The sequence below is a fragment of the Micromonospora sp. CA-248212 genome (assembly GCF_050948405.1).
Lineage (GTDB): Bacteria > Actinomycetota > Actinomycetes > Mycobacteriales > Micromonosporaceae > Micromonospora.
In genome coordinates this window covers 1382086-1406599 of the sequence record NZ_CP192023.1, presented here as the reverse complement: position 1 = coordinate 1406599, position 24514 = coordinate 1382086, and the positions used below count along the sequence as shown (strand labels likewise).

Annotated in this window: 24 protein-coding genes; 7 read left to right on the top strand and 17 right to left on the bottom strand. The window is 72.2% G+C overall.

Features of this window, described 5'->3' with window-relative positions:
• The first annotated feature begins 27 nt into the window (after positions 1 to 27).
• On the top strand, positions 28 to 891 hold the full coding sequence (locus ACQP03_RS06615; RefSeq protein ID WP_357173239.1) for a 3-methyladenine DNA glycosylase: 864 nt from the start codon (positions 28 to 30) through the stop codon (positions 889 to 891).
• An 8-nt stretch (positions 892 to 899) separates the two neighbouring features.
• On the opposite strand, the gene ACQP03_RS06610 is transcribed toward ACQP03_RS06615, so the two are convergent.
• From ACQP03_RS06610 to ACQP03_RS06570, 9 genes are all read right to left on the bottom strand, one after another.
• Complete coding sequence (locus ACQP03_RS06610) at positions 900 to 1493, bottom strand: TetR family transcriptional regulator (protein WP_363661325.1); 594 nt, start codon at positions 1491 to 1493, stop codon at positions 900 to 902.
• Between the two features lie 74 nt (positions 1494 to 1567).
• Positions 1568 to 2566 (bottom strand): aldo/keto reductase, encoded by a 999-nt coding sequence (locus ACQP03_RS06605; protein ID WP_363661324.1) that lies wholly within the window; start codon positions 2564 to 2566, stop codon positions 1568 to 1570.
• A gap of 112 nt (positions 2567 to 2678) precedes the next feature.
• The gene (gene arfB / locus ACQP03_RS06600; protein WP_357131213.1) at positions 2679 to 3104 is read right to left on the bottom strand and encodes an alternative ribosome rescue aminoacyl-tRNA hydrolase ArfB; all 426 of its coding nucleotides are present in this window, start codon (positions 3102 to 3104) and stop codon (positions 2679 to 2681) included.
• Positions 3105 to 3138: 34 nt separating this feature from the next.
• Positions 3139 to 3435, bottom strand: a complete 297-nt coding sequence (locus tag ACQP03_RS06595) for a hypothetical protein (protein WP_357131218.1) — start codon at positions 3433 to 3435, stop codon at positions 3139 to 3141.
• A gap of 99 nt (positions 3436 to 3534) precedes the next feature.
• Entirely contained in the window at positions 3535 to 4395 is an 861-nt protein-coding gene (locus ACQP03_RS06590; RefSeq protein ID WP_357131220.1) for a S1C family serine protease, read from the bottom strand.
• A gap of 34 nt (positions 4396 to 4429) precedes the next feature.
• On the bottom strand, positions 4430 to 5389 hold the full coding sequence (locus ACQP03_RS06585; protein ID WP_357131223.1) for a VWA domain-containing protein: 960 nt from the start codon (positions 5387 to 5389) through the stop codon (positions 4430 to 4432).
• On the bottom strand, positions 5386 to 6411 hold the full coding sequence (locus ACQP03_RS06580) for a DUF58 domain-containing protein (RefSeq protein WP_357131226.1): 1026 nt from the start codon (positions 6409 to 6411) through the stop codon (positions 5386 to 5388). The genes ACQP03_RS06585 and ACQP03_RS06580 overlap by 4 nt, the downstream gene beginning before the upstream one ends.
• Positions 6408 to 7457 (bottom strand): AAA family ATPase, encoded by a 1050-nt coding sequence (locus tag ACQP03_RS06575; RefSeq protein ID WP_357131229.1) that lies wholly within the window; start codon positions 7455 to 7457, stop codon positions 6408 to 6410. The genes ACQP03_RS06580 and ACQP03_RS06575 overlap by 4 nt, the downstream gene beginning before the upstream one ends.
• Positions 7458 to 7688: 231 nt before the next feature.
• On the bottom strand, positions 7689 to 8198 hold the full coding sequence (locus ACQP03_RS06570; protein WP_357392968.1) for a hypothetical protein: 510 nt from the start codon (positions 8196 to 8198) through the stop codon (positions 7689 to 7691).
• Positions 8199 to 8493: 295 nt separating this feature from the next.
• Between ACQP03_RS06570 and ACQP03_RS06565 the strand changes: the two genes are divergently transcribed.
• Positions 8494 to 9495, top strand: coding sequence for an endonuclease/exonuclease/phosphatase family protein (locus ACQP03_RS06565; RefSeq protein WP_363661323.1), 1002 nt, complete (start codon positions 8494 to 8496; stop codon positions 9493 to 9495).
• Between the two features lie 162 nt (positions 9496 to 9657).
• On the opposite strand, the gene cimA is transcribed toward ACQP03_RS06565, so the two are convergent.
• The gene (gene cimA / locus ACQP03_RS06560; protein WP_357392964.1) at positions 9658 to 11241 is read right to left on the bottom strand and encodes a citramalate synthase; all 1584 of its coding nucleotides are present in this window, start codon (positions 11239 to 11241) and stop codon (positions 9658 to 9660) included.
• 246 nt (positions 11242 to 11487) lie between these two features.
• Here cimA and ACQP03_RS06555 point away from each other — a divergent pair, with 246 nt between their 5' ends.
• From ACQP03_RS06555 to ACQP03_RS06545, 3 genes are all read left to right on the top strand, one after another.
• Complete coding sequence (locus ACQP03_RS06555; protein WP_357392962.1) at positions 11488 to 12018, top strand: carboxymuconolactone decarboxylase family protein; 531 nt, start codon at positions 11488 to 11490, stop codon at positions 12016 to 12018.
• Positions 12019 to 12147: 129 nt separating this feature from the next.
• Entirely contained in the window at positions 12148 to 12606 is a 459-nt protein-coding gene (locus tag ACQP03_RS06550; RefSeq protein ID WP_357131243.1) for a PRC-barrel domain containing protein, read from the top strand.
• 56 nt (positions 12607 to 12662) lie between these two features.
• Positions 12663 to 13409: a tyrosine-protein phosphatase gene (locus ACQP03_RS06545; RefSeq protein ID WP_357392960.1), complete on the top strand. Its 747-nt coding sequence runs from the start codon at positions 12663 to 12665 to the stop codon at positions 13407 to 13409.
• Between the two features lie 61 nt (positions 13410 to 13470).
• On the opposite strand, the gene ACQP03_RS06540 is transcribed toward ACQP03_RS06545, so the two are convergent.
• Entirely contained in the window at positions 13471 to 14568 is a 1098-nt protein-coding gene (locus ACQP03_RS06540) for a branched-chain amino acid aminotransferase (RefSeq protein WP_357131249.1), read from the bottom strand.
• Positions 14569 to 14732: 164 nt separating this feature from the next.
• Positions 14733 to 15764 (bottom strand): 3-isopropylmalate dehydrogenase, encoded by a 1032-nt coding sequence (locus ACQP03_RS06535; protein WP_357399338.1) that lies wholly within the window; start codon positions 15762 to 15764, stop codon positions 14733 to 14735.
• Between the two features lie 224 nt (positions 15765 to 15988).
• Between ACQP03_RS06535 and ACQP03_RS06530 the strand changes: the two genes are divergently transcribed.
• Positions 15989 to 16831, top strand: coding sequence for an FAD:protein FMN transferase (locus ACQP03_RS06530; RefSeq protein ID WP_357131255.1), 843 nt, complete (start codon positions 15989 to 15991; stop codon positions 16829 to 16831).
• A gap of 170 nt (positions 16832 to 17001) precedes the next feature.
• Here ACQP03_RS06530 and ACQP03_RS06525 read toward each other — a convergent pair whose 3' ends face one another.
• Positions 17002 to 18024 (bottom strand): hypothetical protein, encoded by a 1023-nt coding sequence (locus tag ACQP03_RS06525; RefSeq protein ID WP_433460554.1) that lies wholly within the window; start codon positions 18022 to 18024, stop codon positions 17002 to 17004.
• A gap of 357 nt (positions 18025 to 18381) precedes the next feature.
• On the opposite strand from ACQP03_RS06525, the gene ACQP03_RS06520 reads away from it, so the two are divergent.
• Complete coding sequence (locus ACQP03_RS06520) at positions 18382 to 18738, top strand: hypothetical protein (RefSeq protein WP_357127353.1); 357 nt, start codon at positions 18382 to 18384, stop codon at positions 18736 to 18738.
• Positions 18739 to 18850: 112 nt separating this feature from the next.
• On the opposite strand, the gene serA is transcribed toward ACQP03_RS06520, so the two are convergent.
• The 4 genes from serA to ACQP03_RS06500 all read right to left on the bottom strand — a co-directional run bounded on the left by serA (position 18851) and on the right by ACQP03_RS06500 (position 24383).
• Positions 18851 to 20449 carry a phosphoglycerate dehydrogenase gene (gene serA, locus ACQP03_RS06515; RefSeq protein ID WP_357127356.1) on the bottom strand — a complete coding sequence of 533 codons (1599 nt, stop codon included), beginning with the start codon at positions 20447 to 20449 and terminating at the stop codon, positions 18851 to 18853.
• Positions 20450 to 20849: 400 nt separating this feature from the next.
• Positions 20850 to 21863 carry a ketol-acid reductoisomerase gene (gene ilvC / locus ACQP03_RS06510; protein ID WP_357127359.1) on the bottom strand — a complete coding sequence of 338 codons (1014 nt, stop codon included), beginning with the start codon at positions 21861 to 21863 and terminating at the stop codon, positions 20850 to 20852.
• 56 nt (positions 21864 to 21919) lie between these two features.
• Entirely contained in the window at positions 21920 to 22435 is a 516-nt protein-coding gene (gene ilvN, locus ACQP03_RS06505) for an acetolactate synthase small subunit (RefSeq protein ID WP_355052170.1), read from the bottom strand.
• A 67-nt stretch (positions 22436 to 22502) separates the two neighbouring features.
• Positions 22503 to 24383, bottom strand: a complete 1881-nt coding sequence (locus ACQP03_RS06500; RefSeq protein ID WP_357127363.1) for an acetolactate synthase large subunit — start codon at positions 24381 to 24383, stop codon at positions 22503 to 22505.
• Positions 24384 to 24514: the final 131 nt, after the last annotated feature.

Below are 24514 nucleotides of genomic sequence, written 5' to 3'. Positions count from 1 at the left end.
GCGGGCGGCGGTCGTACCCTGGGTTCCGTGACCGCCGCCCTCGCCCCCGCCGTGCTCGACGTGGCGACCTGGCAGGCCCGTCGCCGGGCCCACGAGGAGCGGGCGGACGCCTGGCTGACGCCGCACCTGGCGCGGCGTCATCGGGGCGAGCGGCATCCGGTGGAGGACTTCCTCTTCACCTACTACTCGCACCGGCCGGCCCAGCTCCGCCGCTGGCATCCCGGCGCGGGCGTCGAGCTACGCGACGCCGACCCGGCCGAGTTCGGCCGGGACTACCGTGCCACGTCCGCCGGGGTCACCCTCGACACCGAGGGGGTACGCCTCAGACGCGGCGATTCGATCGCGTGGATCCGTTCGCTGCTGGCCGCCACGGCGGGCCGGACGCCGCACTTCGGCTGCTTCGGGATGCACGAGTGGGCGATGGTGTACCGGCAGACCCGCGAGGAGCTGCGTCACAACGCCTGGCCGCTGCGGCTGGCCCCGGAGCGGACCGCCGAGGTCGTCGAGGAGCGCGGCGTGCGGTGCAGCCACTTCGACGCGTACCGGTTCTTCACCCCGCCCGCCCGGCCGTTGAACCTGCTCAACCCGACGCGCGAGACGCAGCACGCGAACGAGCAGCCGGGCTGCCTGCACGCCAACATGGACCTCTACAAGTGGGCGTACAAGCTGTCGCCGCTGGTCCCGTCCGAGCTGGTGGCGGACTGTTTCGAGTTGGCCCGCGAGATCCGCACGCTGGATATGCGGGCCAGCCCGTACGACCTGGCGGCGCTCGGTCATCCGCCGGTGCGGGTGGAGACGCCGGAAGGTCGGGCCGAGTACGCGACGGCGCAGCGCGGGTTCGCCGACCGCGCGGCGGTGCTCCGCGACCGGCTGCTCGCGGCGGTCCCCTAGCCGCCTTGTCAGCGCGGGCGGGCCCGCAGTCCGTTGAGGAGCAGCGCGACCACCGCGTTCAGGTCGTCGTCGAGGCCCGGCTCGTCCCACTCCGTCCGGTGCGACGGGTGGTGGAAGCGTGCGGTGGCCTGGAGCAGCGCACGGCCGGCGACCGCCGGGTCGGGCACGGTGAACTCGCCGGCAGCCACCCCGTCGGCGACGATCAGACTGAGCTGACCGGCGAGGACCTCCAGGTGGTTGGCGACCGCTCCCTCGGAGAGCGTGGCGAGCTGGTGGAAGTTGTCGAACAGCTCCGGGTCCTCGCGGGCCATCCGCCGCTTGGTGCCGCTCAGTTCGGCCAGCCACCGGCGCAGCCGTTCAGAGGCCGGATCGGTTGCGCTGGCGACGTCGATCAGGGGGGTCGACACCCGGGCCAGCCAGCGTTCGGCGACCGCCTCGCGCAGCGCGGCCTTGCTGGCGAAGTGCCGGTAGACGCTGCCGTGGCTGACGCCCAGCGCGCGGGCCACGTCGAGCACGGTGGCCTTCGCCGGGCCGTACCGGCGCAGCACCTCCTCGGCGGTGTCGAGGATGCGGTCGGCCGTCAGGGCGGTGGCGTCGCTCATCGTCCCAGCCTCCCTGACGACGTCGCCGGTCGTGGCGCGACCCCCGGCCCGGCTGTCGCGCCACGACGGAGCGGTCATGCCCGCTCGCTGTCCAGCATCGCCATCTGCGCGTCGCCGTAACGGCTGCCGGCCACCGCGTCGGAGGGCACGGCGGCCTCGATCGCGGCCAGGTCCATCTCGGTCAGGGTGACCGTGGCCGCGCCGAGCGCCTCGGTCAGCCGCTCCCGGCGACGCGCGCCGATCAGGGGCACGATGGTCTCGCCCCGGGACAGCACCCAGGCGATGGCGATCTGCGCCACGGTGACGCCCCGCGCCTCGGCGACGGCACGCAGGGCGTCCACCAGGGCGAGGTTGCGGTCCAGGTTCGCGCCGGTGAACCGGGGCAGGTCGGTGCGGAAGTCGCGGGCGGTCGTCTGGCGCTGCGGCGTCCAGTGACCGCTGATCAGGCCCCGGGACAACACCCCGTACGCGGTGATGCCGATGCCCAGCTCGCGGGCCGTGGGCAGGATCGCGGCCTCGGGGTCACGGGAGATCAACGAATATTCGATCTGAAGGTCGGCGACGGGGTGCACGGCGTGTGCCCGTCGCAGCGTTTCGGCGCTCACCTCGGACAGGCCGATGTGCCGGATGTGGCCGGCCGTGACCAGGTCGGCCAGGGTGCCCATCACGTCCTCGACCGGCACGTCCGACGGGAGCCGCGCCGGACGGTAGATGTCGACGTGGTCGGTGCCGAGTCGGCGCAGCGTGTACGCCAGGAAGTTCTTGATCGCGACGGGTCGGAGGTCGTGGCCGATCCAGTTGCCGTCGACGTCGCGCAGGGCGCCGAACTTGACGCTGATCACGGCGTTGTCGCGGTTGCGGCCGCGCAGGGCGTCGCGCAGCAGCATCTCGTTGTGGCCCATGCCGTAGAAGTCGCCGGTGTCGAGCAGGGTGACGCCGGCGTCCAGGGCGGCGTGGATGGTGGCGATGCTCTCCGCCTCGTCGGCGGGGCCGTAGAGGTCGGACATGCCCATCAGGCCGAGCCCGAGGGCGGAGACGGTGGGGCCGTTGCTGCCGAGGGTGCGGGTGTCCATCGGTCTTCCTCTCACGTGGGGTACCCAAATGACAGTACACCGATCGACTGACAGATTCCAGATTCTGTCACCCAGGGCGGCACGAGGCCCATCGAGATGACGTCGGGATCCGCTACTCGCCGTCCACGCGGCGGTCGCGCTTGCGCTGCGACTGGCGCTTCTTCTCGGCCAACCGGCGCTCCTTCGCGCCCCGCGACGGCCTGGTCGCCCGGCGCGGCGGCGGGGGCGGGGCGGCCGCCTCGCGCAGCAGCGCGGCCATTCGCTCGCGGGCCGCCTCCCGGTTGGCGAGCTGCGCCCGGTGCTCGCTGGCCGCGATCGTCAGCACGCCGTCGACGAGGCGGTTGGCGAGGCGCGCCAACGCCCGCGCCCGCAGCGACTCGGGCACGGCCGGCGAGTTCGCCAGGTCGTAGCTCAGCTCGACCCGGGAATCGGCGGTGTTCACGCCCTGCCCACCGGGGCCCGACGAACGGGAGAAGCGCTCCCGCAGCTCCCCGGCGGGGACGACCCACCGGTCGGTCACCCGCAGTCCGTCGTCCACGCCCCGAGGCTAACCCGCCGGGAGTCGCACCGGGTCACCGGTGTGCAGGCTCACCCTGCGTCGTGGACGAGGTGGGCGCCGGGCCGGCGGTCTCGTCGTCCGAACCGACCGCGGCGTACGCCACCGCGCCGAACAGCAGCAACCCCACGACCGCGGCCTTCACGGCGATCCCGCGGACCAGCGACCACGCGCCACGGCGAGCGCCGGGCACCGCTTTCTTCGCGGCCTGGTAGTCGGTCCACCCGCGCCGTGCTCGGGCGTACGCCGACCCCACCGCCCATCCGATGACCAGGCCCACCAGCAGGAGGACCGTAAGAAGAGGACGCTCCACCTGAGCCAGTATCCAGACCGAGCGTCATATTTCCATCCTCCGATGGCCTCGGGCCGGATATCCGACACTGGAGGCGGCCGGCAGGGCCGTTCGGGCAGGTCAGCCACCCTTGCCGATGATCGTGTCGGCGGTCTGCTGGACCTGCTCGATGGGGATGGCGAAGCCGATTCCGATCGAGCCGTTGCCGTCGATGGTGGCGATGGCGGTGTTCACTCCGACCACCTCGCCCCGGGCGTTGACCAGCGGCCCGCCGGAGTTGCCCGGGTTGATGGACGCGTCGGTCTGCACCGCGCGGTGCCGGTTGTTGCCCAACCGCACCTGACGGTCCAGCGCGCTGACGATGCCGGCGGTGACCGTCCCGGACAGGCCCAGCGGTGAGCCCACCGCCAGCACCGGCTCACCGACCCGGGTCGCGCCCGGCTTCGCCAGCGGCAGCGGGGCGAGTCCGGCCGACGGTGGCACCTTCAGCACCGCCAGGTCGCTGCCGGCCTCCCGGCCGACCACCTCGGCTTCGTACCGGCGGCCGTCGGGCAGCTCCACCGTCACCGGTCCGCCGCCGCCCTTGGCCAGGATGTGGTCGTTGGTGACCAGGTGCTGCTGGTCGTCGATGGCGAATCCCGAGCCCGTCGCGGACGCGCCGTTCGCGCCGCCGGCGAGCACCGACACCACACCGGGCACCGTCCGCTCGGCGGCGGTGACCAGCTCCGCCGGCACCGGCGCGGCGGACGCGGCGGCCGGCCCGCCGGCACCGTCCCGGCTGGCCACCACGCCCCCGGCGAGCGCGCCCGACACGGCCGAGACCGCCACGATCGCCAGCGCGGCGAGCAACCGACCGGATCGCCGCCCCCCGGGGTCACGGCCCGAGCCGGGAGCGTCCCACCACCCTCGCCCGTCCGGGTCGAGGTCCGGCGAGATGAACCAGGGACCGCGCGGTTCGCCCAGTCCGGTCTGCACTGCCATGCGTACTCCTCACGGTCGACGTCGGCGCTACGGGTCAGGGCAGTCGGGAGAACCAGCGCATCGATCCGGCGGCGGCCCCCATCGCGAACACCAGTCCGAGGCCGATGAACCGCGCCGAGACGTCCTGGCGTTCGGTGCGGTAGCCGACCGAGCTGCCGATGTCGTCGTAGACGGCGCGCAGTTCGTCGACGGTGCTGGCCTCGTGGAACATCCCGCCGGTCTCGTCGGCGACGGCCCTGAGCGTCTGCCCGTCGACCGGCACCTGGATCGGCCGTCCGCCCCGGTCCACGAACCCCGACGGGGTGCCGAAGGAGATCGCGTGCACCGGCACCTTCGCCGCGACGGCCTCCGCCGCCGCCTCCATCGGGTCCATTCCCGAGGTGTTGGCCCCGTCGGACAGCAGGATGATCCGGGCCGGCGGTGGTTCCTTAGCGGCCTCGCTGTCCAGGCTCTTGACCGCTCCGAGCGAGGTGTTGATGGCCTCGCCGATCGCGGTGCCCTGGACCCCGGTCACCCCCTCGGCCAGCCGGCCGATGCCCTCGTCGAGGGCGTCCCGGTCGGTGCCCGGTGGTACCAGGACGGCGGCGCTGCCGGCGAACGCGACGAGCCCCACGTTGAACTCGTCGGGTAGGCCCTCGACGAACCGTCGGGCCGCCTGCTTGGCCGCCGCCAGCCGGTCCGGCTCGACGTCGGTGGCGAGCATCGAGGTGGACACGTCGACGGCCACCATCACGGTGGCCCGCTCGCGGGGCACCCGGACCTCGGCGGTGGGCCGGGCGAAGCCGACCACCAGCAACGCCAGCATGGCCAAAAACAGCCCGGCGGGTACGTGCCGACGCCAGGCCGGCCGTTCGGGCGCCACCCGGTCCAGCAGCCGCAGGTTGGTGAAGCGGACGGCGTAGCGGGCGCGTCCGCGCTGCACCACCAGGTACGCGACGACAAGCGCGAGCACGCCCACCAGCAGCCAGAGCCGCAGCGGGGACTCCCAGCTCACGCGGCACCTCCCCGGGCGGCCCCGGCCGGCGCGGCGGCCATCCGTCGCTGGGCGTGCACGTGGCGGACGATGTCCGCGCTGACGTCGCGGTCGGTACGCAGCCCCAGGTGTGTCGCACCACTGCGGCGCAACGCCGCTCGGACCTGATCCCGCTGGGCGGCGGCTGCCGCGGCGTAGCGCTCCCGCAGGCGACGGTCCGATGTGCACACTTCGCGGCGACGGCCGGTCTCCGGGTCGACGAGCGTGATCAGGCCGACGTCGGGCAGTTCCAGCTCACGGGGGTCGGTCACCTCGATCGCCAGCACCTGGTGGCGCGCGGACAGCCGGCGCAGGGTCCGCTCCCAGGGCGGCGGGTCGGCGGGGTCGTCCGGAAGGCCGTCGAGGAAGTCGGAGACCACCACCACGAGTCCACGCTGGTTGGCCACCCGTTGCAACGCGTCGAGCCCGTCGGCCAGCTCCGGAGCCGGCGCGGTCGACCGTTGCCCCGGCCCATGGGTGGGCGCGCTGGCACGCGGGGCCGCGAGCAACGCCCGCAGCAGACCGAGCAGATGGGTACGCCCGCAGCGGGCCGGGAAGCGTCGCATCCCGTCGGCGCTCAACACCTGGGCGCCCAACCGGTTGCCGACGCCTGCGGTCAGGAAGCCGACGGCCGCCACCGCGGTCACCGCCAGCTCCCGTTTGTCCAGCTCGGCGGTGCCGAACTCCATGCTGGCGCTGGAGTCGACGAGCAGCCAGGTGGTCAGTTCCCGGTCGGCGTCGACCTGGCGGACGTGCGGCACCGCGGTCCTGGCCGTCACCGCCCAGTCCATCCGGCGGACCTCGTCCTCCCCCGGCCGGTACTCCCTGCTGCCGGCGGGTTCGCTACCCGGCCCGGGCAGCAGGCCACGGTACTGACCGTGCAGCAGACCGTCGAGTCGCCGGGTGACGGTCAGTTCGAGTCGGCGCAGACGCTGGTCGGGGGTCAGCTCGGCCAGGCCGGGATCGGGTGCCGTGCGCACCGACTCACGGGCGGCGCGTCTCATGCCGCCGCCAGGTCGGGCGTCTGCTGGGGGTGCCCGGTGGCGACCCGGGGCGGGGGCACCGCCTCCACGAGTCGCCGGACGATACTCTCCGCCGAGACCCCGTCGGCCACGGCGTCGAAGGAGAGCACCAGTCGGTGGGACAGGACGTCCACCGCCAACTCCCGGACGTCCTCGGGCAACACGTACTCCCGCCCGCGCAGCAGCGCCTGCGCTCGGGCGGCGGCGACCAGGCCCAGCGTGGCCCGGGGGCTGGCGCCGTACGCGAGCAGCGGCGCGATCTCCGCCAGGCCGAACCGGCCCGGGTCTCGGGTGGCGAGGATCAGCCGGACGACGTACTCGGCCAGGGCGTGGTGGACGAAGATCCGCTCGGCGAGCCCCTGGAGGTGTCGCAGCCGTTGCGGGTCGAGCACCTGGCGCGCGGTGGGCCGGTCGCTGCTCATCCGGTAGAGGATCGCCAGTTCGTCGGCGTCGCCGGGGTAGTCGACGACCACCTTCATGAGGAACCGGTCGCGCTGCGCCTCGGGGAGCTGGTAGACGCCCTCGGACTCGATCGGGTTCTGGGTGGCCAGCACCAGGAACGGCACCGGTACGGGCCAACTGCGCCCGCCGATGGAGACCTGCCGTTCGGCCATCGCCTCCAGCAACGCCGACTGGACCTTGGCGGGCGCCCGGTTGATCTCGTCGGCCAGCACCAGGTTGGCCATGATCGGACCCAGCTCGATGTCGAAGGTCTCCTTCGAGGCCCGGTAGATCCGCGTGCCGACGATGTCGGAGGGGACCAGGTCCGGGGTGAACTGGATGCGGGAGAAGGTGCCGCCGACCACGGTGGCGAGGGTCTGCGCGGCGAGGGTCTTGGCGACGCCGGGCACGCCCTCCAGGAGGCAGTGCCCGTTGGCGAGCAGTGCGGTGAGCAGACGCTCGACGAGCCGATCCTGCCCGACGATCACGCGTTTGACCTCGAAGAGGGTCTGTTCCAGGTCGGCGCCGGTCGGCTCGGGATCGACCGAGGTGGGCATGCTGGCCAGGGTGTCCGAGATGTCCGTCACGGTGCTTGCTTCCCGGCCGGGACCCCCGGCAAACGTGGGATTGTGCGGGCCGGACCGGCCGGGAGCACCCGCAACGGGCACGGGCCGCGCGAAAGAGTGACGAGCCACGCGAGCCGGCCGCACGGGGTCGAATCACCCACGGGGGGCGACCAGGAGGGCACGCCGGCCGAGGGCCCGACATGCGATCCGGCCCCCGCGCGGGTGCGCGGGGGCCGGGTCGTGTCACCTCGCTCAGAAGGTGTGCGTGAGCAGCGTGAAGCCCAGGTCGGCCGGCACGCCGGACGAGTTGTACGTCTGGACGAAGACCGCGTTCGGGGTGCTCAGGCGCGGGGCGACCGAGACCTCGCCGGCGGGTGGGACGCAGCAGGAGTTGGCGCTCGAGATGGTCGCCAGGTAGGCACCGGTCGAGACGTTCACGCCGAACTGCACCTCATACTGGCCTGGGCCGTACTTGATGAGGGTGCCGGTGCCGCGGACCTTGGTGCCGTTGGCGTTGACGACGGTGTAGTAGGTGGCCGTGGCCAGGGTGCTGGCGCCGTTGGCCTTCAGCGCGGCCTTGGCCGACCGTGCCGACTCGGCCGTGACCGGCGGCTGGTCGCCTACCCGCTTCGCCGCCGGCTGGACGGCCGCCTGCGGCGCCTTCGCCGACGGCTGGGCGACGGCGATGCCCCCACCCGCCAGGGTGAGTGCCGCGACCGCGAACCCGATCGCTGCCGCCTTACGTCGGAAGGATGTACTCATGACAGGTCCCCCTTGTGTGACCGTGCGAATTCGGCCGACCCGCGGGGCGGGACGGATAACTGCCAACAATGAATTGGACGGTTGATTACTCGGTGAGATTAACCCGCTCTGAGCTGGGATTACTACTCAGAGTTGCGTCGTTTCAACCAGATGGAACGTAGCACCGCCAAAAGCCGCAGGTCAATAGTTGATCTCGCATTATCGACCTGTCATCCAGCCGTCAGATAATTGTGAAAGGTGAACGGAGAACCATTCACGAAATTGCTCGGCCGCGACCCCGGTTAGGCTGAGCGCCATGATCGTCACCGACGACCCGCCCGCGCCGACCCGCCGCCGAAATCTGATCCGCACCGCCCTCTGCTGGGTGGTCGTCGGGCCTACGGCCACCTGGGCCGCCGTACGTCTGGCCGGGCTGGACCGGGGACCGTTGGTGCAGGCGCTCGCCTTCACCCCGTACGTCGCCGGAGTGAGCGTTCTGGCGCTCGGGCTCAGCGTCGCCCTGCGGCGCTGGTGGCCGGCGGCGGTCGCGGCCCTGGCCGCCGTGGCGCTACTCGGCGTGGTCGCGCCCCGGGCCCTGGCCGCGCCGCAGCCGACGGCTACCGGCCCGACGATCCGGCTGCTCACCGCGAACCTGCTCGCCGGGGCCGCCGACGCGTCGGCGCTCGTGGAGTTGGTCCGGCGGCACCGGGTCGACGTGCTCACCGTGCAGGAGTTCACACCCGACGCGCAGGCCGCGCTGGACCGGCTCGGGCTCGACCGACTGCTCCCCCACCGGCAGCTCAACGCGCACGTCGGGACGTCCGGCTCGGGGCTCTACTCGCGCTGGCCGATCAGCGACGTCGGCATCCGTAACAACCGGGGCCAGGGCGGCTGGGGGTTCACCCAGGCGTACGGCACCGTGGCCGTCCCCGGGGCGCCACCGGTCCGCGTCGAGTCGGCCCACCCGTCGGCGCCGTCCGCGCTGGACCAGGTCGACGCGTGGCGTACCGACCTGACCGCCCAACCACCCGCCACGCCCGACGGTGAGCTGCGGATTCTCGCCGGCGACTTCAACTCCACCCTGGACCACGGGCCGCTGCGGGCGCTGCTGCGCACCGGTTACGTCGACGCCGCCGACGCGACCGGCAAGGGGCTGACCGGCACGTGGGGCCCGTACGACGGCGACCTCATCCCCCCGGTCACCATCGACCACGTGCTGGTCGACCGCCGGATAGCCGTCGACAAGGTAAAGGTCCTGGCCCTACCAGGCAGCGACCACCGCCCCGTCCTGGCCACCGTCACCCTCCCAACCCGGTAACCCACCGGTGCGGGGGCGCGCACCCCGGTGCGGGTGATGCCGGTGAGTCATCTAGATGACTCACCGGCATCACCCGCAACCGACTCCCCGCTTCCCGTCCGGCGAGGTGCGCCGCCGCCGCCGCGCCGGACCGACGGCGATGTGCGCCGCGGTGGTCTGCGGTCAGACCGGGGCGGGAGCCAGGCCGTAGGTGAGGGCGTCTACCAGGGCGTGCCAGCTCGCCTCGACGACGTTGGGGTGTACGCCCACCGTCGTCCAGTCCCGGCCGGTGCCGTTGGCGGTCTCCAGCAACACCCGCGTCACCGCGCCCGTGCCGTGGCTGCCCTCCAGGATGCGCACCTTGTAGTCGGCCAGCTCGAAGTCGCGCAACTGCGGGTAGTGCCGCGCCAGCCCGACCCGCAGCGCCTCGTCCAGCGCGTTGACCGGGCCGTTGCCCTCCGCGGTGGCGATGACCCGCTCGCCGCGTACCCGGATCTTCACGGTCGCCTCGGAGACGACCGCGCCGTCCTCGCGGTGCTCGACCAGCACCCGGTACGACTCCAGGGTGAACGGCCGCGCCGGGCCGCCCTCGGGCAGTTCGGAGCGGACGAGCAGCTCGAACGAGGCGTCGGCGGCCTCGAAGGACCACCCGCCCGCCTCCAACTCCTTGACCCGCTTGGTGACCCGGGTCAGCGCCTCCGGACGGCCGGCCAGGTCCAGGCCGAGTTCGCGGCTCTTGAGCTCGACACTGGCCCGGCCGGCCATCTCGGTTATCAGGATCCGCATGTCGTTGCCCACCACCGACGGGTCCACGTGGTTGTAGAGCAACGGGTCGACCTTGATCGCGCTCGCGTGCAGCCCCGCCTTGTGGGCGAAGGCGGCGGCCCCGGCGTACGCCTGGTGGGTGTCGGGGGCGATGTTGGCGATCTCGGCGATGGCGTGCGAGACCCGCACCATCTGGGCCAGGCATCCCTCCGGTAGGACGGGCATACCCAGCTTGAGCTGGAGATTGGCGACGACGGCGAAGATGTCGGCGTTGCCGGGGCGTTCGCCGTACCCGTTGGCGGTGCCCTGCACGTGCCGGACCCCCGCCTCGACGGCGGCGATCGTGTTGGCGACCGCGCAGGCCGTGTCGTTCTGGGCGTGCATGCCGAACAGCGCGGCGTCGACCCCGAGCCGGCCGGTCAGGTCGTGGATCGCGGCGGTCACCTGGGACGGCAGCATCCCGCCGTTGGTGTCGCAGAGGACCATCCGCTCGGCGCCCGCGGCGAGCGCGGTCTGCACCACGGCGGCGCCGTACGCGGGGTCGTGGCGGTAGCCGTCGAAGAAGTGCTCGCCGTCGACGAAGACCCGGCGTCCCTCGGCGACCAGGTGGGTGACGGTGTCGTGGATCATCGCCAGGTTCTCCGCGCCGGTGGTGCGCAACGCGCGCTCGACATGGCGGATGTCGGCCTTGGCGACCAGGGCGACCGCCGGGGTCTGCGCGTCCAGCAGGCCGCGCACCTGAGGGTCGTCGGCGACCGCGACACCGACCTTGCGGGTGGCGCCGAACGCCACCAGCACGGCGTGACGCAGGGTCAGCTCGGTGCGGGCGCGGCGGAAGAACTCGGTGTCCTTGGGCACCGCGCCCGGCCAACCGCCCTCGATGAACCCGACGCCGAACTCGTCGAGCAGCCGGGCCACCGCCAGCTTGTCGACCACCGAGTAGGTGAGCCCCTCGCGCTGGGCGCCGTCTCGCAACGTCGTGTCGAAGACCTGGAACGTCATCAGGATCCTTTCTCGGAGCAACAAAAAGACCCCCCGCGGGATGCGGGAGGTCTGCGCGCTCGGCGGAGGGGAGAGCCGGCGCGCTAGGTCGCAATAATCAGGGCGGTGCAGGTCACGATCGCTACTTTGCCACCCGCTCCCGCTTTTGGGAGAGACAATCCACATGGTGGGACATCCCGCCCACAAGGAGGCCCCGTGCGCACCGTGTCGCTCGACACCGACACCCCACCCGCCGAGGACTGACCCGTGGGACTGGACACGATCCGGGCGGCCCTGCCCGCGTACGCCACGGACATCGCCCACAACCTCGACTCGACGATCGGCGCGGCGACGCTGACCCCGGCGCGGACGTGGGGCACGGCGCTGGCCTGCGCGGTGGCCGCGCGCAACCCGCTGGTACTGCGCGAGATCGCCGCCGAGGCGCTCGACCCCCTCGGGCCGGACGGCGTCGAGGCGGCCAAGGGCGCGGCGGCCGTCATGGCGATGACCAACATCTACTACCGCGCCACGCATCTCATCGGCGACGAGGAGTACGCCTCGATACCGGCCCGCCTCCGCATGCAGCTCGTCGCCCGACCCGGCGTGGACAAGAGCGACTTCAAGCTGTGGTGCCTCGGCGTGTCCGCGATCATCGGCTGCGAGATCTGCCTCCAGACGCAGGAGAAGGCGCTGCGCCGTCGTGGCGTCCCCCGGGAGCAGGTGCACGAGGCGTTGCGGATCTCCGCCGTCGTCCACGCGGCGGCGGTCACGCTGGACGCCGAGGCCGCCCTGGCCTGAGGCCCCTCGTGCGGCCCGGACCGGCCGGCGCTCCGGTCCGGTCGCCGTTTCCGGGCCCCCGCAGCCGGGTAGCTCCTCAGGGGCGGGCACGACAGCCCGGGACGTCGGCGACAGTCAGGAGCGAACGGCATGGACAGGATCGACCCACACGCCGCCCACGCCGGGCCGGACCCGCTGCGCGGCGGCGACCAGGGCGCCGTGGCCGGCGGGGCGCCGGCCGGCACGTTCGACCCGTGGCGCTACCGCGACACCGCCGGCGTGGCCGACGCCGACCTGGTCGGCTACAAGGTCGAGGCCAGCGACGGCGGTGTCGGCAAAATCGACAGCGCCAGCCACGAGGTCGGCGGCAGCTACCTGGTCGTGGACACCGGGCCGTGGGTCTTCGGCAAGAAGGTGATGCTGCCCGCCGGCACGGTCAACCTGGTCGACCACGACCAGCGCACCGTCTCCGTCGACCGCACCCGCGACCAGATCAAGGCCGCCCCCGAGTACGACGAGGCCAGCCACAGCGACCCGGCGTACCGGGATCAGCTCGGCGGTTACTACGACGAGACGTACGGCGCGCTTCCCCCGGGCACCGCGCGCTGACCGATCCGACCCGACGGCCGGTGGGACATGAGCCCGCCGGCCGTTACCGTGTGCACGTGGACGCCATCGACGACGAACGTCACATCACGCTGCCCGCGACCTTCAACTTCCGCGACGTCGGCGGCTACCTCGGCCACGACGGCCGTACCGTGCGCCGTGGTCGCCTCTACCGCTCCGACTCCCTGCACCGGCTCGACGAGCAGGACCGCGACGCGTTCGCCGCCATCGGCATCCGCACCGTCGTCGACCTGCGCCGCCCCACCGAGGTGGAGCGCGACGGTCGGGTGCCGGCCTACCAGGGGCTGACGTACCGGCACATCCACCCGGAGCACGAGGACTGGGCGCTGACGCCGCACGAGAAGGGCACCGACCTGGCGCGCTACCTCGCCGACCGCTACGCCGACCTGGCCCAGACCGGCACCGCGGGCCTGGGCGAGGCGATCGGGCTGATCGCCGACTCGGCGAACGCCCCGGTCGTCGTGCACTGTGTGGCCGGCAAGGACCGCACCGGCATCGTGTGCGCCCTGACCCTCGCCGTGCTGGGCGTCGACGACGCGGACATCACCGCCGACTACGCGCTGAGCACCGAGGCGTCGGCCCGGTTCAGCGCCTGGCTGGCCGCCACCATGCCGGACGCCGCGGAGGTGCCGGCGCCGTTCCTGGCGTCGCCCGCCGAGGCCATGCAGATGTTCCTTGACGAACTGCGTGAGGGGCACGGCTCGATCGAGGCGTACCTGCGGCATGCCGGGGTGACCGACAAGCAGCTCGCCGCCCTACGCGACCACCTGCTCGACGAGGGTTAGGGCGTGTGTCCCAGCGCCGCGGCCGACCGGCCCGTTCGACGGGCCGGTCGGCCGACGGACGTCAGAAGACCTGGTGCACCCAACCGTGCGGGTCGGCGGCCTTGCCGCGCTGGATGTCGACCAACTGCTGACGCAGCGACATGGTGACCCGGCCGGGCTCGCCGCCACCGATCAGGAACTCGCCGTCGGGGAAGCGCACCCCGCCGATCGGGGTGATCACCGCGGCGGTGCCGCAGGCGAAGACCTCGCGCAGCCGGCCGCTGGCCGCGTCGGCCTGCCAGTCAGCGAACGAGACCGGCCGCTCCTGCACCTGGTGCCCCGCCTTGCCGGCCAGCGTGATGATCGCGTCGCGGGTGATGCCCGGCAGGATCGTGCCGGTCAGCGGCGGGGTGACCACCGTGTCGTCGTCGTAGACGAAGAAGACGTTCATGCCGCCCAACTCGTCGACGAAGCGGCGCTCCACGGCGTCGAGGAAGACCACCTGGTCGCAGCCGGCCTCGATGGCCTCCGCCTGGGCCGCCAGCGACGTGGCGTAGTTGCCGCCACACTTGGCCGCGCCGGTGCCGCCGGGCGCCGCCCGGGTGTAATCCGGGGAGACCCAGATCGTGACCGGCTTGACGCCACCGGTGAAGTACGCGCCGGCCGGCGAGGCGATCACCATGTACAGGTATTCGTTGGCCGGACGGACGCCGAGGAAGACCTCGCTGGCGAACATGAACGGCCGCAGGTAGAGACTGCCGTCCTCGCCGGTCGGGATCCACTCCCGGTCGATCTCGATGAGCTTGTGCAGTGAGTCGACGAACACCTCGGGCGGCAACGCCGGCATCGCCATCCGCTTGGCCGAGTCGACGAAGCGGGCGGCGTTGGCGTCCGGCCGGAACATCGTCACGCCACCGTCGGCCGTCCGGTAGGCCTTCAGCCCTTCGAAGATCTCCTGCGCGTAGTGCAGCACCGCGCTGGCCGGGTCCATCGGGATCGGCGCCCGCGCCTCCACCCGGGCGTCGTACCAGCCCTTGCCCTCCGCGTAGCGGATCGTGATCATGTGGTCGGTGAAGACGCGGCCGAATCCGGGGTTGGCCAGCAGGGCAGCCCGGTCGGCGGCGGATACCGGCGTGGGATTCGGACGGATCTCGAAGTCGAGCTTGTCACCACCGCTCATCGCGCTGACCTCCCTGCGGGACAACGGCATGCGGGATCGCACACCGACATGGCTGTGCCAGAAACTTACCCCGAACGACCGTTCAGAAGGTAGCGCCGCTCGGGACCGGGTGGACTGCCCGGACAGGCGAAGACCGCCCCCGGCCGCGACGCGGCCCGGGGCGGTCAGGCTACGGCGTGGGCGGCGAGCCGGTCGCCGACCTCGGCGGTGCGCAGCGTCGCGCCCGGGGTACGGCCGGCCAACTCGGCGGCGACCGCCGCGTCGACCCGGGCCGCCGCCTCGGCGTGCCCGAGCTGCTCCAGCAGCAGCGCCACGGAGAGCACCGCGGCCACCGGGTCCGCGACGCCCTGCCCGGCGATGTCCGGCGCCGAGCCGTGCACCGGCTCGAACATCGAGGGGTACGCGCCCTCGGGGTTGATGCAGCCACTGGCGGCCAGCCCGATTCCGCCGGTGACGGCGGCGGCGATGTCGGTGAGGATGTCGCCGAAGAGGTTGTCGGTGACCACCACGTCGTAGCGCTGCGGCTGGGTCACCAGGAACATCGCGGCCGCGTCGACGTGCTGGTACTCCGTCGCCACGTCCGGGTGTTCGGCGGCGACCGCCGCGAAGGCGCGCGACCACAGCGACCCGGCGTGGGTCAGTACGTTGGTCTTGTGCACCAGCGTGACCTTGCGCCGCTCCCGACGACCGGCCCGCGCGAACGCGTCACGGATCACCCGCTCCACGCCGTGCCGGGTGTTGAGGCTCTCCTCCGTGGCGACCTCGGCGGGCGTGTCGCGGTGCAACGTCCCGCCCGCGCCGGCGTACAGCCCCTCGGTGCCCTCGCGGACCACCACCAGGTCGACCTCGCCCGGCTTCACGTTGCCCAGCGGACCGGCGACGCCGGGCCAGAGCCGCGAGGGGCGCAGGTTGACGTACTGGTCGAAGGCGAACCGGAGCTTGAGCAGCAGGCCGCGCTCCAGGACACCCGGCGGCACCGTGGGGTCACCCACCGCGCCGAGCAGGATCGCGTCGTGCCCGGCCAGCTCGGTCAGCACCGAGTCGGGCAGGACCTCTCCGGTACGGTGCCAGCGGGCGGCGCCGAGGTCGTACTCGGTGGCCTGCACACCGGGAAGCACCGCGTCGAGGACCTTGCGGGCCTGCGCGACCACCTCGGGCCCGATGCCGTCCCCGGCCACCACCGCGATCCGCGTCACGCCCGCTCTCCCCACGCTCGACTGCCCTGTCCGGCAACGGTACGTCGCCGTCCCGACTCCCGGTACGAAGCTTCCAGCATCTGAGACAGGAGGATGCACAGCACCCTCTCAGCTGGGATTCATGTAGCGATCATCTGCGCTGCCTACGGTAAGGGACAGCGGGTCAGGGGGCCCGCGAACGGTGGTCGTGACGACGCGACGTCAACTGCGAGGGGGCAGGCGCCATGCGCATCGACGAGCAGCCGCGGACCCGCTGGCCGGACCTGTCGGCGTTCCGGCACCGCCGGCCCGACCTCCGCCTCGGCAGCCGCCGTCGCCGGTTCGACCCGGCCGCCGCCACCCAGGGCCGCATCGCCGTGCAGCACACCGTCCGCACCGCCACGGCGGAGTACACCCTGCTGCTCAACGCCCCCGAGGGGCTCGGCCGCCGGGGCGTCGGCGAGGCGTTGCGGGACAGCGTCGCCGAACTGCGCGCGATCGACCTGACCTACGGCCCGAACCGTCCGGAGAGCCTGGTCTCCAGGCTGCGCCGGGGCGAGATCAGCCCCGCGTCGTACGCGCCGCTGGCTGACCTGGTGGACCGCTGTACGGCGATGCGCGCCGCCACCGACGGCTGGTTCGACGCCTGGGCGGTCCCCGGCGGCTTCGACCCGGGCGGCCTACTGGGCGGCTGGGCCGTGGACCGCGCCGCCGCCCGGCTGCGCGCGGCGGGCGTGCACGACTACGCCGTACTCGCCGGCGCCGACCTCGTGGTCCGGGGCCGCGCGCCGCACGGCGGACCGTGGCGGGTCGCGGTACACCACCCGACGGCGCCGGACCGCGCGCCACTGATGCTGGAGATGACCTCGGGAGCAGTCGGCACCTCCGGGGTGTCCGGACGGCGGGGACACGTCGTCGACCCGCACACTGGCGAGCCGGCCAACCACCTCATCGCCGCGACCGTCGTCGGCCCGGACCTGACGGTCGCCGACGCGTACGCCACCGCGCTCTACGCCGCCGGCCCCACGGGCCTGGCCTGGTTCCGGGGTGGCTCCGAGTACCGGGCGCTCTTCGCCCACCGGCGCTGAGGGCCCGAGGGCCTGTTTCATAAGGGCGGTCGAGCCGAGGCGGAGTCCGGGCGGCGATCCGGCAAGGCGCGGTTTCGTCCGGATACCGGTGTTTTATCCGGACGAAACCGCAACGCCGCCGGTCGTCGTCCGGGCCCGCCGCAGGCCGGCCAGTTCTTATGAAACAGGCCCTAGCGTCCCGTGCTGGGGTCCGGCACGGTCACCCGCGCCGGGGTCCGTGCCCCGAAGACGGTGGCGACCAGATCGCTCACCGCGTGCACCCCCACATCGATCCCCTTGCCGGGTGGCAGTTGGTACATGACGGCGACGACGTAGCGCTGGTCGTCGCCGACGAACCCCACGGTGTTGGTGACCCAGTGCTCCCCGCCCGGGTCCGGCTCGATCGACCAGCCGTCCTTGGTGCCGGGGTGCTTGTCGCTGCCGGCCGCCCAGACACCCCAACGCTGGATCGAGCCGACCGAACGCATCGCGCCGACGATGTAGGCCCGGTCGGTCGGGTCGAGGTCGTCCAGCACGTACGACATCAACCGCTGCAGATCCTCAGCCGTGCACTTGAGGTGACCCCAGAAGCGCGCGTAGCCGGCGACGGTGGTCAGCCCGGTCATGCCGTAGCGCTGCTGGAAGCGTTTGAGCTGTCCGTCCCGGCCGTAGCGGTTCCACAGAGCGGTGGCCGCGTCGTCGGAGGAGAAGTTCAGCATGTCGGCGATCTGTCGACGGGCGGCGCTGTCGAGTTTGATCTCGCCCGCCCGTGAGCGCTCCAGCAGCCCGACGACCATCGCGAGTTTGATGGTGGAGGCCGTCCAGATCGGATGATCGGTGGTCCCCGCCCGCCAGGAAGTGCCGGTGCGCCGGTCCCGTACCAGGATTCCGAGCACCCCCGGCTTGCTCTTCAGGAGGGTGGCCGCCGCCGCGAAACGGCGGCGTTGGGCCTCGTCCGCGCTGCCCGTGCCGGGTTGCCGGCCCCCGGCCGGGCCGAGCCCACTCGTCGACCGCGGCTCGGCGGTCCCCGGAGCCGACGACGGGTCGCGCGAAGCGGGCGAGCCGGTCGGATCGGGCGAACAGCCGGCCAGCACGAGCACCGCCACCAGGGCCGCGAGGAGCCGCGTCGACCGCAGGGCTCGTCGTGGCGGCGCAGGTCGCCGCGGCCGGGCGACCCGGCGGCCACCGCCATTGAACAACTGGGCGCTTGTCACGGCGGCCGATCATAGCCGCGTCGCACGTCAGACGGGGTGACCCGCAGAGCGCCTGAATTGCGATCGGCCCCCACGGCCTCGGCAACGGCTGTGGGGGCCGATCAGCGACGAGTGCGCGTGGCTCGCACAATCGAGGGGTGCGGACCGGTCGGGCCGGACGTCGACCGCGCCACCCGAAGACGGGCCGGCGCCACGGCCTGGCGGCCAGTAACCGCAGTCGTACGCTAGCGAATCGACGCAACTCGACGCAAGAGTCTCCACAGCGGACGCCTTCGGACGCCGCCCGCACGGGTTCGGCGATTGGCCGGCGGTGAGGCAGTTTCGACATGGTGAACGACGGATGGCACGCTGTCCGCCGTGAGTTTCGATCTGAGTGTGTGGGCCCTGGAGGACGGGGCGACGCCCGAGGACGTGCGGGCAGCGGTCGAGGGTTGCCGGCAGGGGCGGCACGTGGACCGATACCCGGACCCGCGCGTCGTCGGCTTCTACCGGGCGATCACCGCGTCCTATCCGGACCGTCACCCCGGCCCGGACAGCCCGTGGGCGGTCGCGCCGCTGCACGCCGCCCACGATCACGTCGAGCTGAACCTGCACCCGACCTGCCCGGACCAGGTGCTGCTCGACATCGAGCGGCTGGCCGGCGAGCACGGGCTGATGCTCTTCGACGCCCAGGACGGTTCGGTCTACCCGCCCCCGGTCCGGTTGCCGAACTGACCGCTCCCGGGGCGGAACACCTCCCGGCGTACGACGAAGGGGCCCGGCGCTGTCGCCGGGCCCCCCGTGGTGCTGTCGTCCGCGCCGCCACCTGTCGCGTGGCGGCCGCTAACTACTCGTCGCGCAGGTCGGCCGCGCTGGCGGCGGTCGCGCCGATCGAGTCGGCCGCCGAGGTCAGCAGATCGGCGCCGAGCGCCTGGTCGACGGTGAGGGTCATCAGCGTCTCGCCGCCCGCCTCGCGCCGGGCCACCTGCATCGCGGCGATGTTGATGCCCGACTCGCCGAGCAGCGTACCGACGGTGCCGACGACGCCCGGGCGGTCCGCGTACCGCAGGAACAGCAGGATGCCCTCCGCGGCGATCTCCACGTCGAAGCCGTCCACTTCGGTCAGCCGCGGGACGTCGCGGCTGCCCGCGTGGGTGACCGTCCCGGAGACGCTCACCGCCCGGCCATCCGGCAGGGCACCGCGCACCGTGACCAGGAGAGGCTGGTCGGCGGTCTCGGCCTGACTGTCCAGAGTGACCTCGACGCCGCGCTCGGCGGCCAGGTGCGGGGCGTTGACGTAGGTGACCTGGTCCTCGACCACCGAGCTGAACAGGCCCTTCGTCGCGGCCAGCTTGAGCACCGACACGTCGTGGCCGACGACCTCACCGCGAACCTCGACGGTGACGTTGGCCGCGACCCCACCGGCGACGGCGGTGAAGGCCCGGCCCAGCTTCTCGGCCAGCGGCAGCAGCGGGCGGACGTCCTCGGCGACCACGCCGCCGGCCTGGACGTTGACGGCGTCCGGCACGAACTCGCCCTGCAGCGCCAGCTTCACGCTCTTGGCAACCGCCAGACCGGCCTTGTCCTGCGCCTCGTGGGTCGAGGCGCCCAGGTGCGGGGTGGCCACCACGTTGTCGAAGGCGAACAGCGGCGAGGAGGTGCAGGGCTCCTTGGAGTACACGTCGACGCCGGCGCCGGCGACCCGCCCCTCGGCGATGGCGTCGGCGAGCGCCTGCTCGTCGACCAGGCCACCGCGGGCGGCGTTCACGATGCGGACGCTGGGCTTGACGAGCGCCAGCTCCTTCTCGCCGATCAGGCCGACCGTCTCCGGGGTCTTCGGCAGGTGGATCGAGATGAAGTCGCTCTCGCGCAGCAGCTCCTCCAGCCCGACCAGCCGTACGCCGAGCTGCGCCGCCCGAGCCGGCTGGATGTACGGGTCGTACGCGATCAGTCGGGTGCCGAACGCGGCGATGCGCTGCGCGAAGAGCACCCCGATGCGGCCGAGCCCGACCACACCGACGGTCTTGCCCTGCACCTCGACGCCCGTGTACTTGGACCGCTTCCACTCGCCCGCCTTGAGCGCCGCGCTGGCGCTGGCGGTGTTGCGGGCGACGGCGAGCAGCAGTGCGACGGCCTGCTCGGCGGCGGAGACGATGTTCGAGGTGGGTGCGTTGACGACCATCACGCCCCGCGCGGTGGCCGCCGGCACCTCGACGTTGTCGAGCCCGACGCCCGCGCGGGCGACCACCTTGAGCCGCGGTGCGGCGGCGACCGCCTCGGCGTCGATCTGGGTCGCGCTGCGCACGATGACGGCGTCGGCCTCGGAGAGCGCCGAGAGCAGGGCCGGACGGTCGGTGCCGTCGACGTGACGGACGTCGAAGTCGTGGGCGAGCACCTCGATGGCGGCGGGGGCGAGTTCTTCGGCGATCAGTACGACAGGATTCATCGGTCCTCGTAGAGGTCGTGTTTGCGATCGGCGCGGGTGGCGGGGCGCCGCACTGCACCCCGTGCTGATCCGTGCCGTGGCCGTCAGGTGCCGGCTCAGCGCACCTACCCGCGATCGTAGGGGCCGCGCTGGCCGGCGTGTTCCGGTCTGCGGGGTGAGTGCCCTCACACGCCCGGACAAGCGACCGACATCAACCGTTCACCACCCCGAAACCCCACCCACCCCGCCCCCCTACACCCCTCCGTCCCCGCGATCTTGCACTTTCTGCGGCGACCTACGGGGCCAACCCCCACAAATCGCCATCCGAAAGTGCAAGATCGACGAGGGCTCGGAGCGAGCCCCGGGCGCGCGCTGGGGAGAGCGCGGCCCGGGGCTGGGTGATCCGTTTTTCGGGGTGGCGTCAGGCGGTTTCGGTGATCGGGCGGTCGACCCAGCTCATCATTCCGCGCAGCTTCCTACCGGTCTCCTCGATCGGGTGCGCCGCGCCCTCGGCCTGCCACTTGGTGAAGTTGGGGCGGCCGGCCTCGTCCTCGGCGACCCACTCACGGGCGAACTCGCCGGACTGGATCTCGCCCAGGATCTTGCGCATCTCATCCTTGACGCGGGAGTCGATGATGCGCGAGCCCCGGGAGAGGTCGCCGTACTCGGCGGTGTCGGAGATGCTGTACCGCATCTTCGCGATGCCGCCCTCGTACATCAGGTCGACGATCAGCTTCAGCTCGTGCAGGCACTCGAAGTAGGCGACCTCCGGGGCGTAACCCGCCTCGGTGAGCACCTCGAAACCGGTCTGCACCAGCGCCGAGGCACCGCCGCAGAGCACCGCCTGCTCGCCGAAGAGGTCGGTCTCGGTCTCCTCGGTGAAGGTGGTCTTGATCGCGCCGGCCCGGGTGCCGCCGATCCCCTTGGCGTACGCGAGGGCGAGGGCGAACGCGGTGCCGGTGGCGTCCTGCTCGACGGCGACCAGACAGGGCACACCCTTGCCGTCGACGTACTGGCGACGCACCAGGTGGCCGGGGCCCTTGGGGGCGACCATGGCCACGTCCACCTCGGCCGGCGGCTTGATCAGGCCGTACCGGATGTTGAAACCGTGGCCGAAGAAGATCGCCTTGCCGGGGGCCAGGTGCGGCTCGATCGACTCGGCATAGATCTTGCGCTGGGCGGTGTCCGGCGCAAGCACCATGATCACGTCCGCCTCGGCCGAGGCCGCTGCCGGCGTGAGCACCCGAAGGCCCTGCTCCTCGGCCTTGGGACGGCTCTTCGAGCCCTCCGGCAGACCGATCACCACGTCGACGCCGGAGTCACGCAGCGACAGCGCGTGGGCGTGCCCCTGGCTGCCGTAGCCGATCACCGCGACCTTCTTGGCCTGGATCAGGCCGAGGTCGGCATCGTCGTCGTAGTACACCTCAACGCTCATGAGAACTTCCCTTTCGTACGACGGCCTGAGTGCCCGTCGTGGTCTTTGCGGATGGGTCAGGCGGCCCGCAGCGCGGGACCGGCGGTGATCGAACGCGAGCCGCGCCCGATGGCCACCAGCCCGGACTGGACCATTTCCTTGATGCCGAAGGGCTCGAGGTCGCGCAGCAGCGCGTCGAGCTTGTCCGGCGTGCCGGTGGCCTCGATGGTCAGCGTGTCCGGTGCGACGTCCACGACCCGGGCCCGGAACAGGTTGACGGTCTCCAGCACCTGGGACCGGGCGGCCCGGTCGGCGCGGACCTTCACCAGCAGCAACTCCCGGGCGACCGAGACCTGCGGATCCAACTCAACGATCTTGAGTACGTTGACCAGCTTGTTGAGCTGCTTGGTGACCTGCTCCAGCGGGGACGAGTCCGCGTTCACCACGATGGTGATCCGGGAGACGTCCGGGTTCTCGGTCTCGCCGACGGCGAGGCTGTCGATGTTGAAACCGCGGCGGGAGAACAGGCCGGACACCCGGGCGAGGACGCCCGGCTTGTTCTCCACGAGCACGGACAGAGTGTGCATGGTCATGCCACGACCTCGCTTCGCTCGGTCGGGGCATCGGCCTTGATGATTCGTGCGCTTCGCTCACTCATGGTCAGATGTCATCCTCGTCGAAGACCGGGCGGACGCCGCGGGCGAACATGATCTCGTCGTTACTGGTGCCGGCAGCGACCATCGGCCAGACCATGGCGTCCTTGCCGACCACGAAGTCGATCACCACCGGGACGTCGTTGATCTCCATGGCGGCGGCGATGGTCTTGTCCACGTCCTCGGCGGTCTCGCAGCGCAGCCCGACGCAGCCCAGCGCCTCGGCGAGCTTGACGAAGTCGGGGATCCGGTGCTTGTGCGTGCCCAGCTCGGTGTTGGAGTAGCGCTCGTTGTAGAAGAGCGTCTGCCACTGCCGGACCATGCCGAGGTTGCCGTTGTTGATGACGGCGATCTTGACCGGGATGCCCTCCAGCGCGCAGGTCGCCAACTCCTGGTTGGTCATCTGGAAGCAACCGTCACCGTCGATCGCCCACACCACCGCGTCCGGCTTGCCGACCTTCGCGCCCATGGCCGCCGGCACCGCGTAGCCCATGGTGCCGAGGCCGCCGGAGTTCAACCAGGTGTACGGCTTCTCGTAGGAGATGAACTGGGACGCCCACATCTGGTGCTGCCCCACCCCGGCCACGAAGATCGTGTCGGGGCCGACGATCTCTCCCAACCGCTTGATCACGTACTGCGGGGAGAGCGTGCCGTCGGACGGCTCGTCGTAGCCCAGCGGATAACGGTTACGCAGGTCGTCGAGCTGGGTCCACCAATCCTTCAGGTCGGTGACCCGCCCCGCCGCACGCTCGACGGTGACCGCCGCGATCAGCTCGTCGATGACGTGCTTGGCGTCACCGACGATCGGGACGTCCGCGTGCCGGTTCTTGCCGATCTCGGCGGGGTCGATGTCGGCGTGCACCACCGCCGCGTCCGGCGCGAACGAGTCGAGCTTGCCGGTGACCCGGTCGTCGAACCGCGCGCCCAGCGCGACGATCAGATCGGCCTTCTGGAGGCCGTACACGGCGGCGACGGTGCCGTGCATGCCGGGCATGCCCAGGTGCTGCGGGTGCGAGTCGGGGAACGCGCCGAGCGCCATCAGCGTGGTGATGACCGGGATGCCGGTCAGGTCGGCGAGCCGACGCAGCCCCTCGGTGGCGCCGGCCTTGAGCACCCCGCCGCCCACGTAGAGCACCGGCCGCCGGGCACCGGCCAGCAACCGGGCCGCCTCGCGGATCTGCTTGCCGTGCGGGTGCAGGGTGGGCCGGTAGCCGGGCAGGTCCAGCGTGGGCGGCCAGGTGAAGGTGGTCGACGCCTGGAGCACGTCCTTGGGGATGTCGACCAGCACCGGGCCGGGCCGGCCGGTGCTGGCCAGGTGGAACGCTTCGGCCAGCACCTGCGGGATCTCCTCGGCGGTCTGCACGAGGAAGTTGTGCTTGGTGATCGGCAGCGTGATGCCCTGGATGTCCGCCTCCTGGAAGGCGTCGGTGCCGATCGACGGGCGAGCCACCTGCCCGGTGATCGCCACCATCGCGACCGAGTCCATGTACGCGTCGGCGATCGGCGTCACCAGGTTGGTCGCGCCCGGGCCGGAGGTGGCGATGCAGACGCCGACCTTGCCGGTGGCCTGCGCGTACCCGGTCGCCGCGTGACCGGCGCCCTGCTCGTGGCGGACCAGGATGTGCCGGACGGTGGAGTCGTAGAGCGGGTCGTACGCCGGCAGGATCGCGCCGCCCGGGATGCCGAAGACGACGTCGACGTCGAGCGCCTCAAGGGACCGCACCAGCGAGCCGGCACCGGAGACCTCTGCCGGGGCGGATGTCCGTACGGCCGGGACTGCCGGCGTGGCCGCGGCGCGGGTGGCGGGGTCGGCGGCGCCGGCCGGGTCGGCGGTCGCGCGGGCCCGCCGGGCGGTGTGGGCGAGGGTCTCGGGCGTTGGTCTCGTCATGGTGGTTCTGGCCTTCGGCTGGAGTGGCTGGGGCTTGTTCAGCGATGCGACGTGGGCGTGGGGCCCGTCGCGACAGGTTCCGACGGCAATAAAAACGGCCCTCGTGCAGATGCACGGGGCCAGCGCACTCT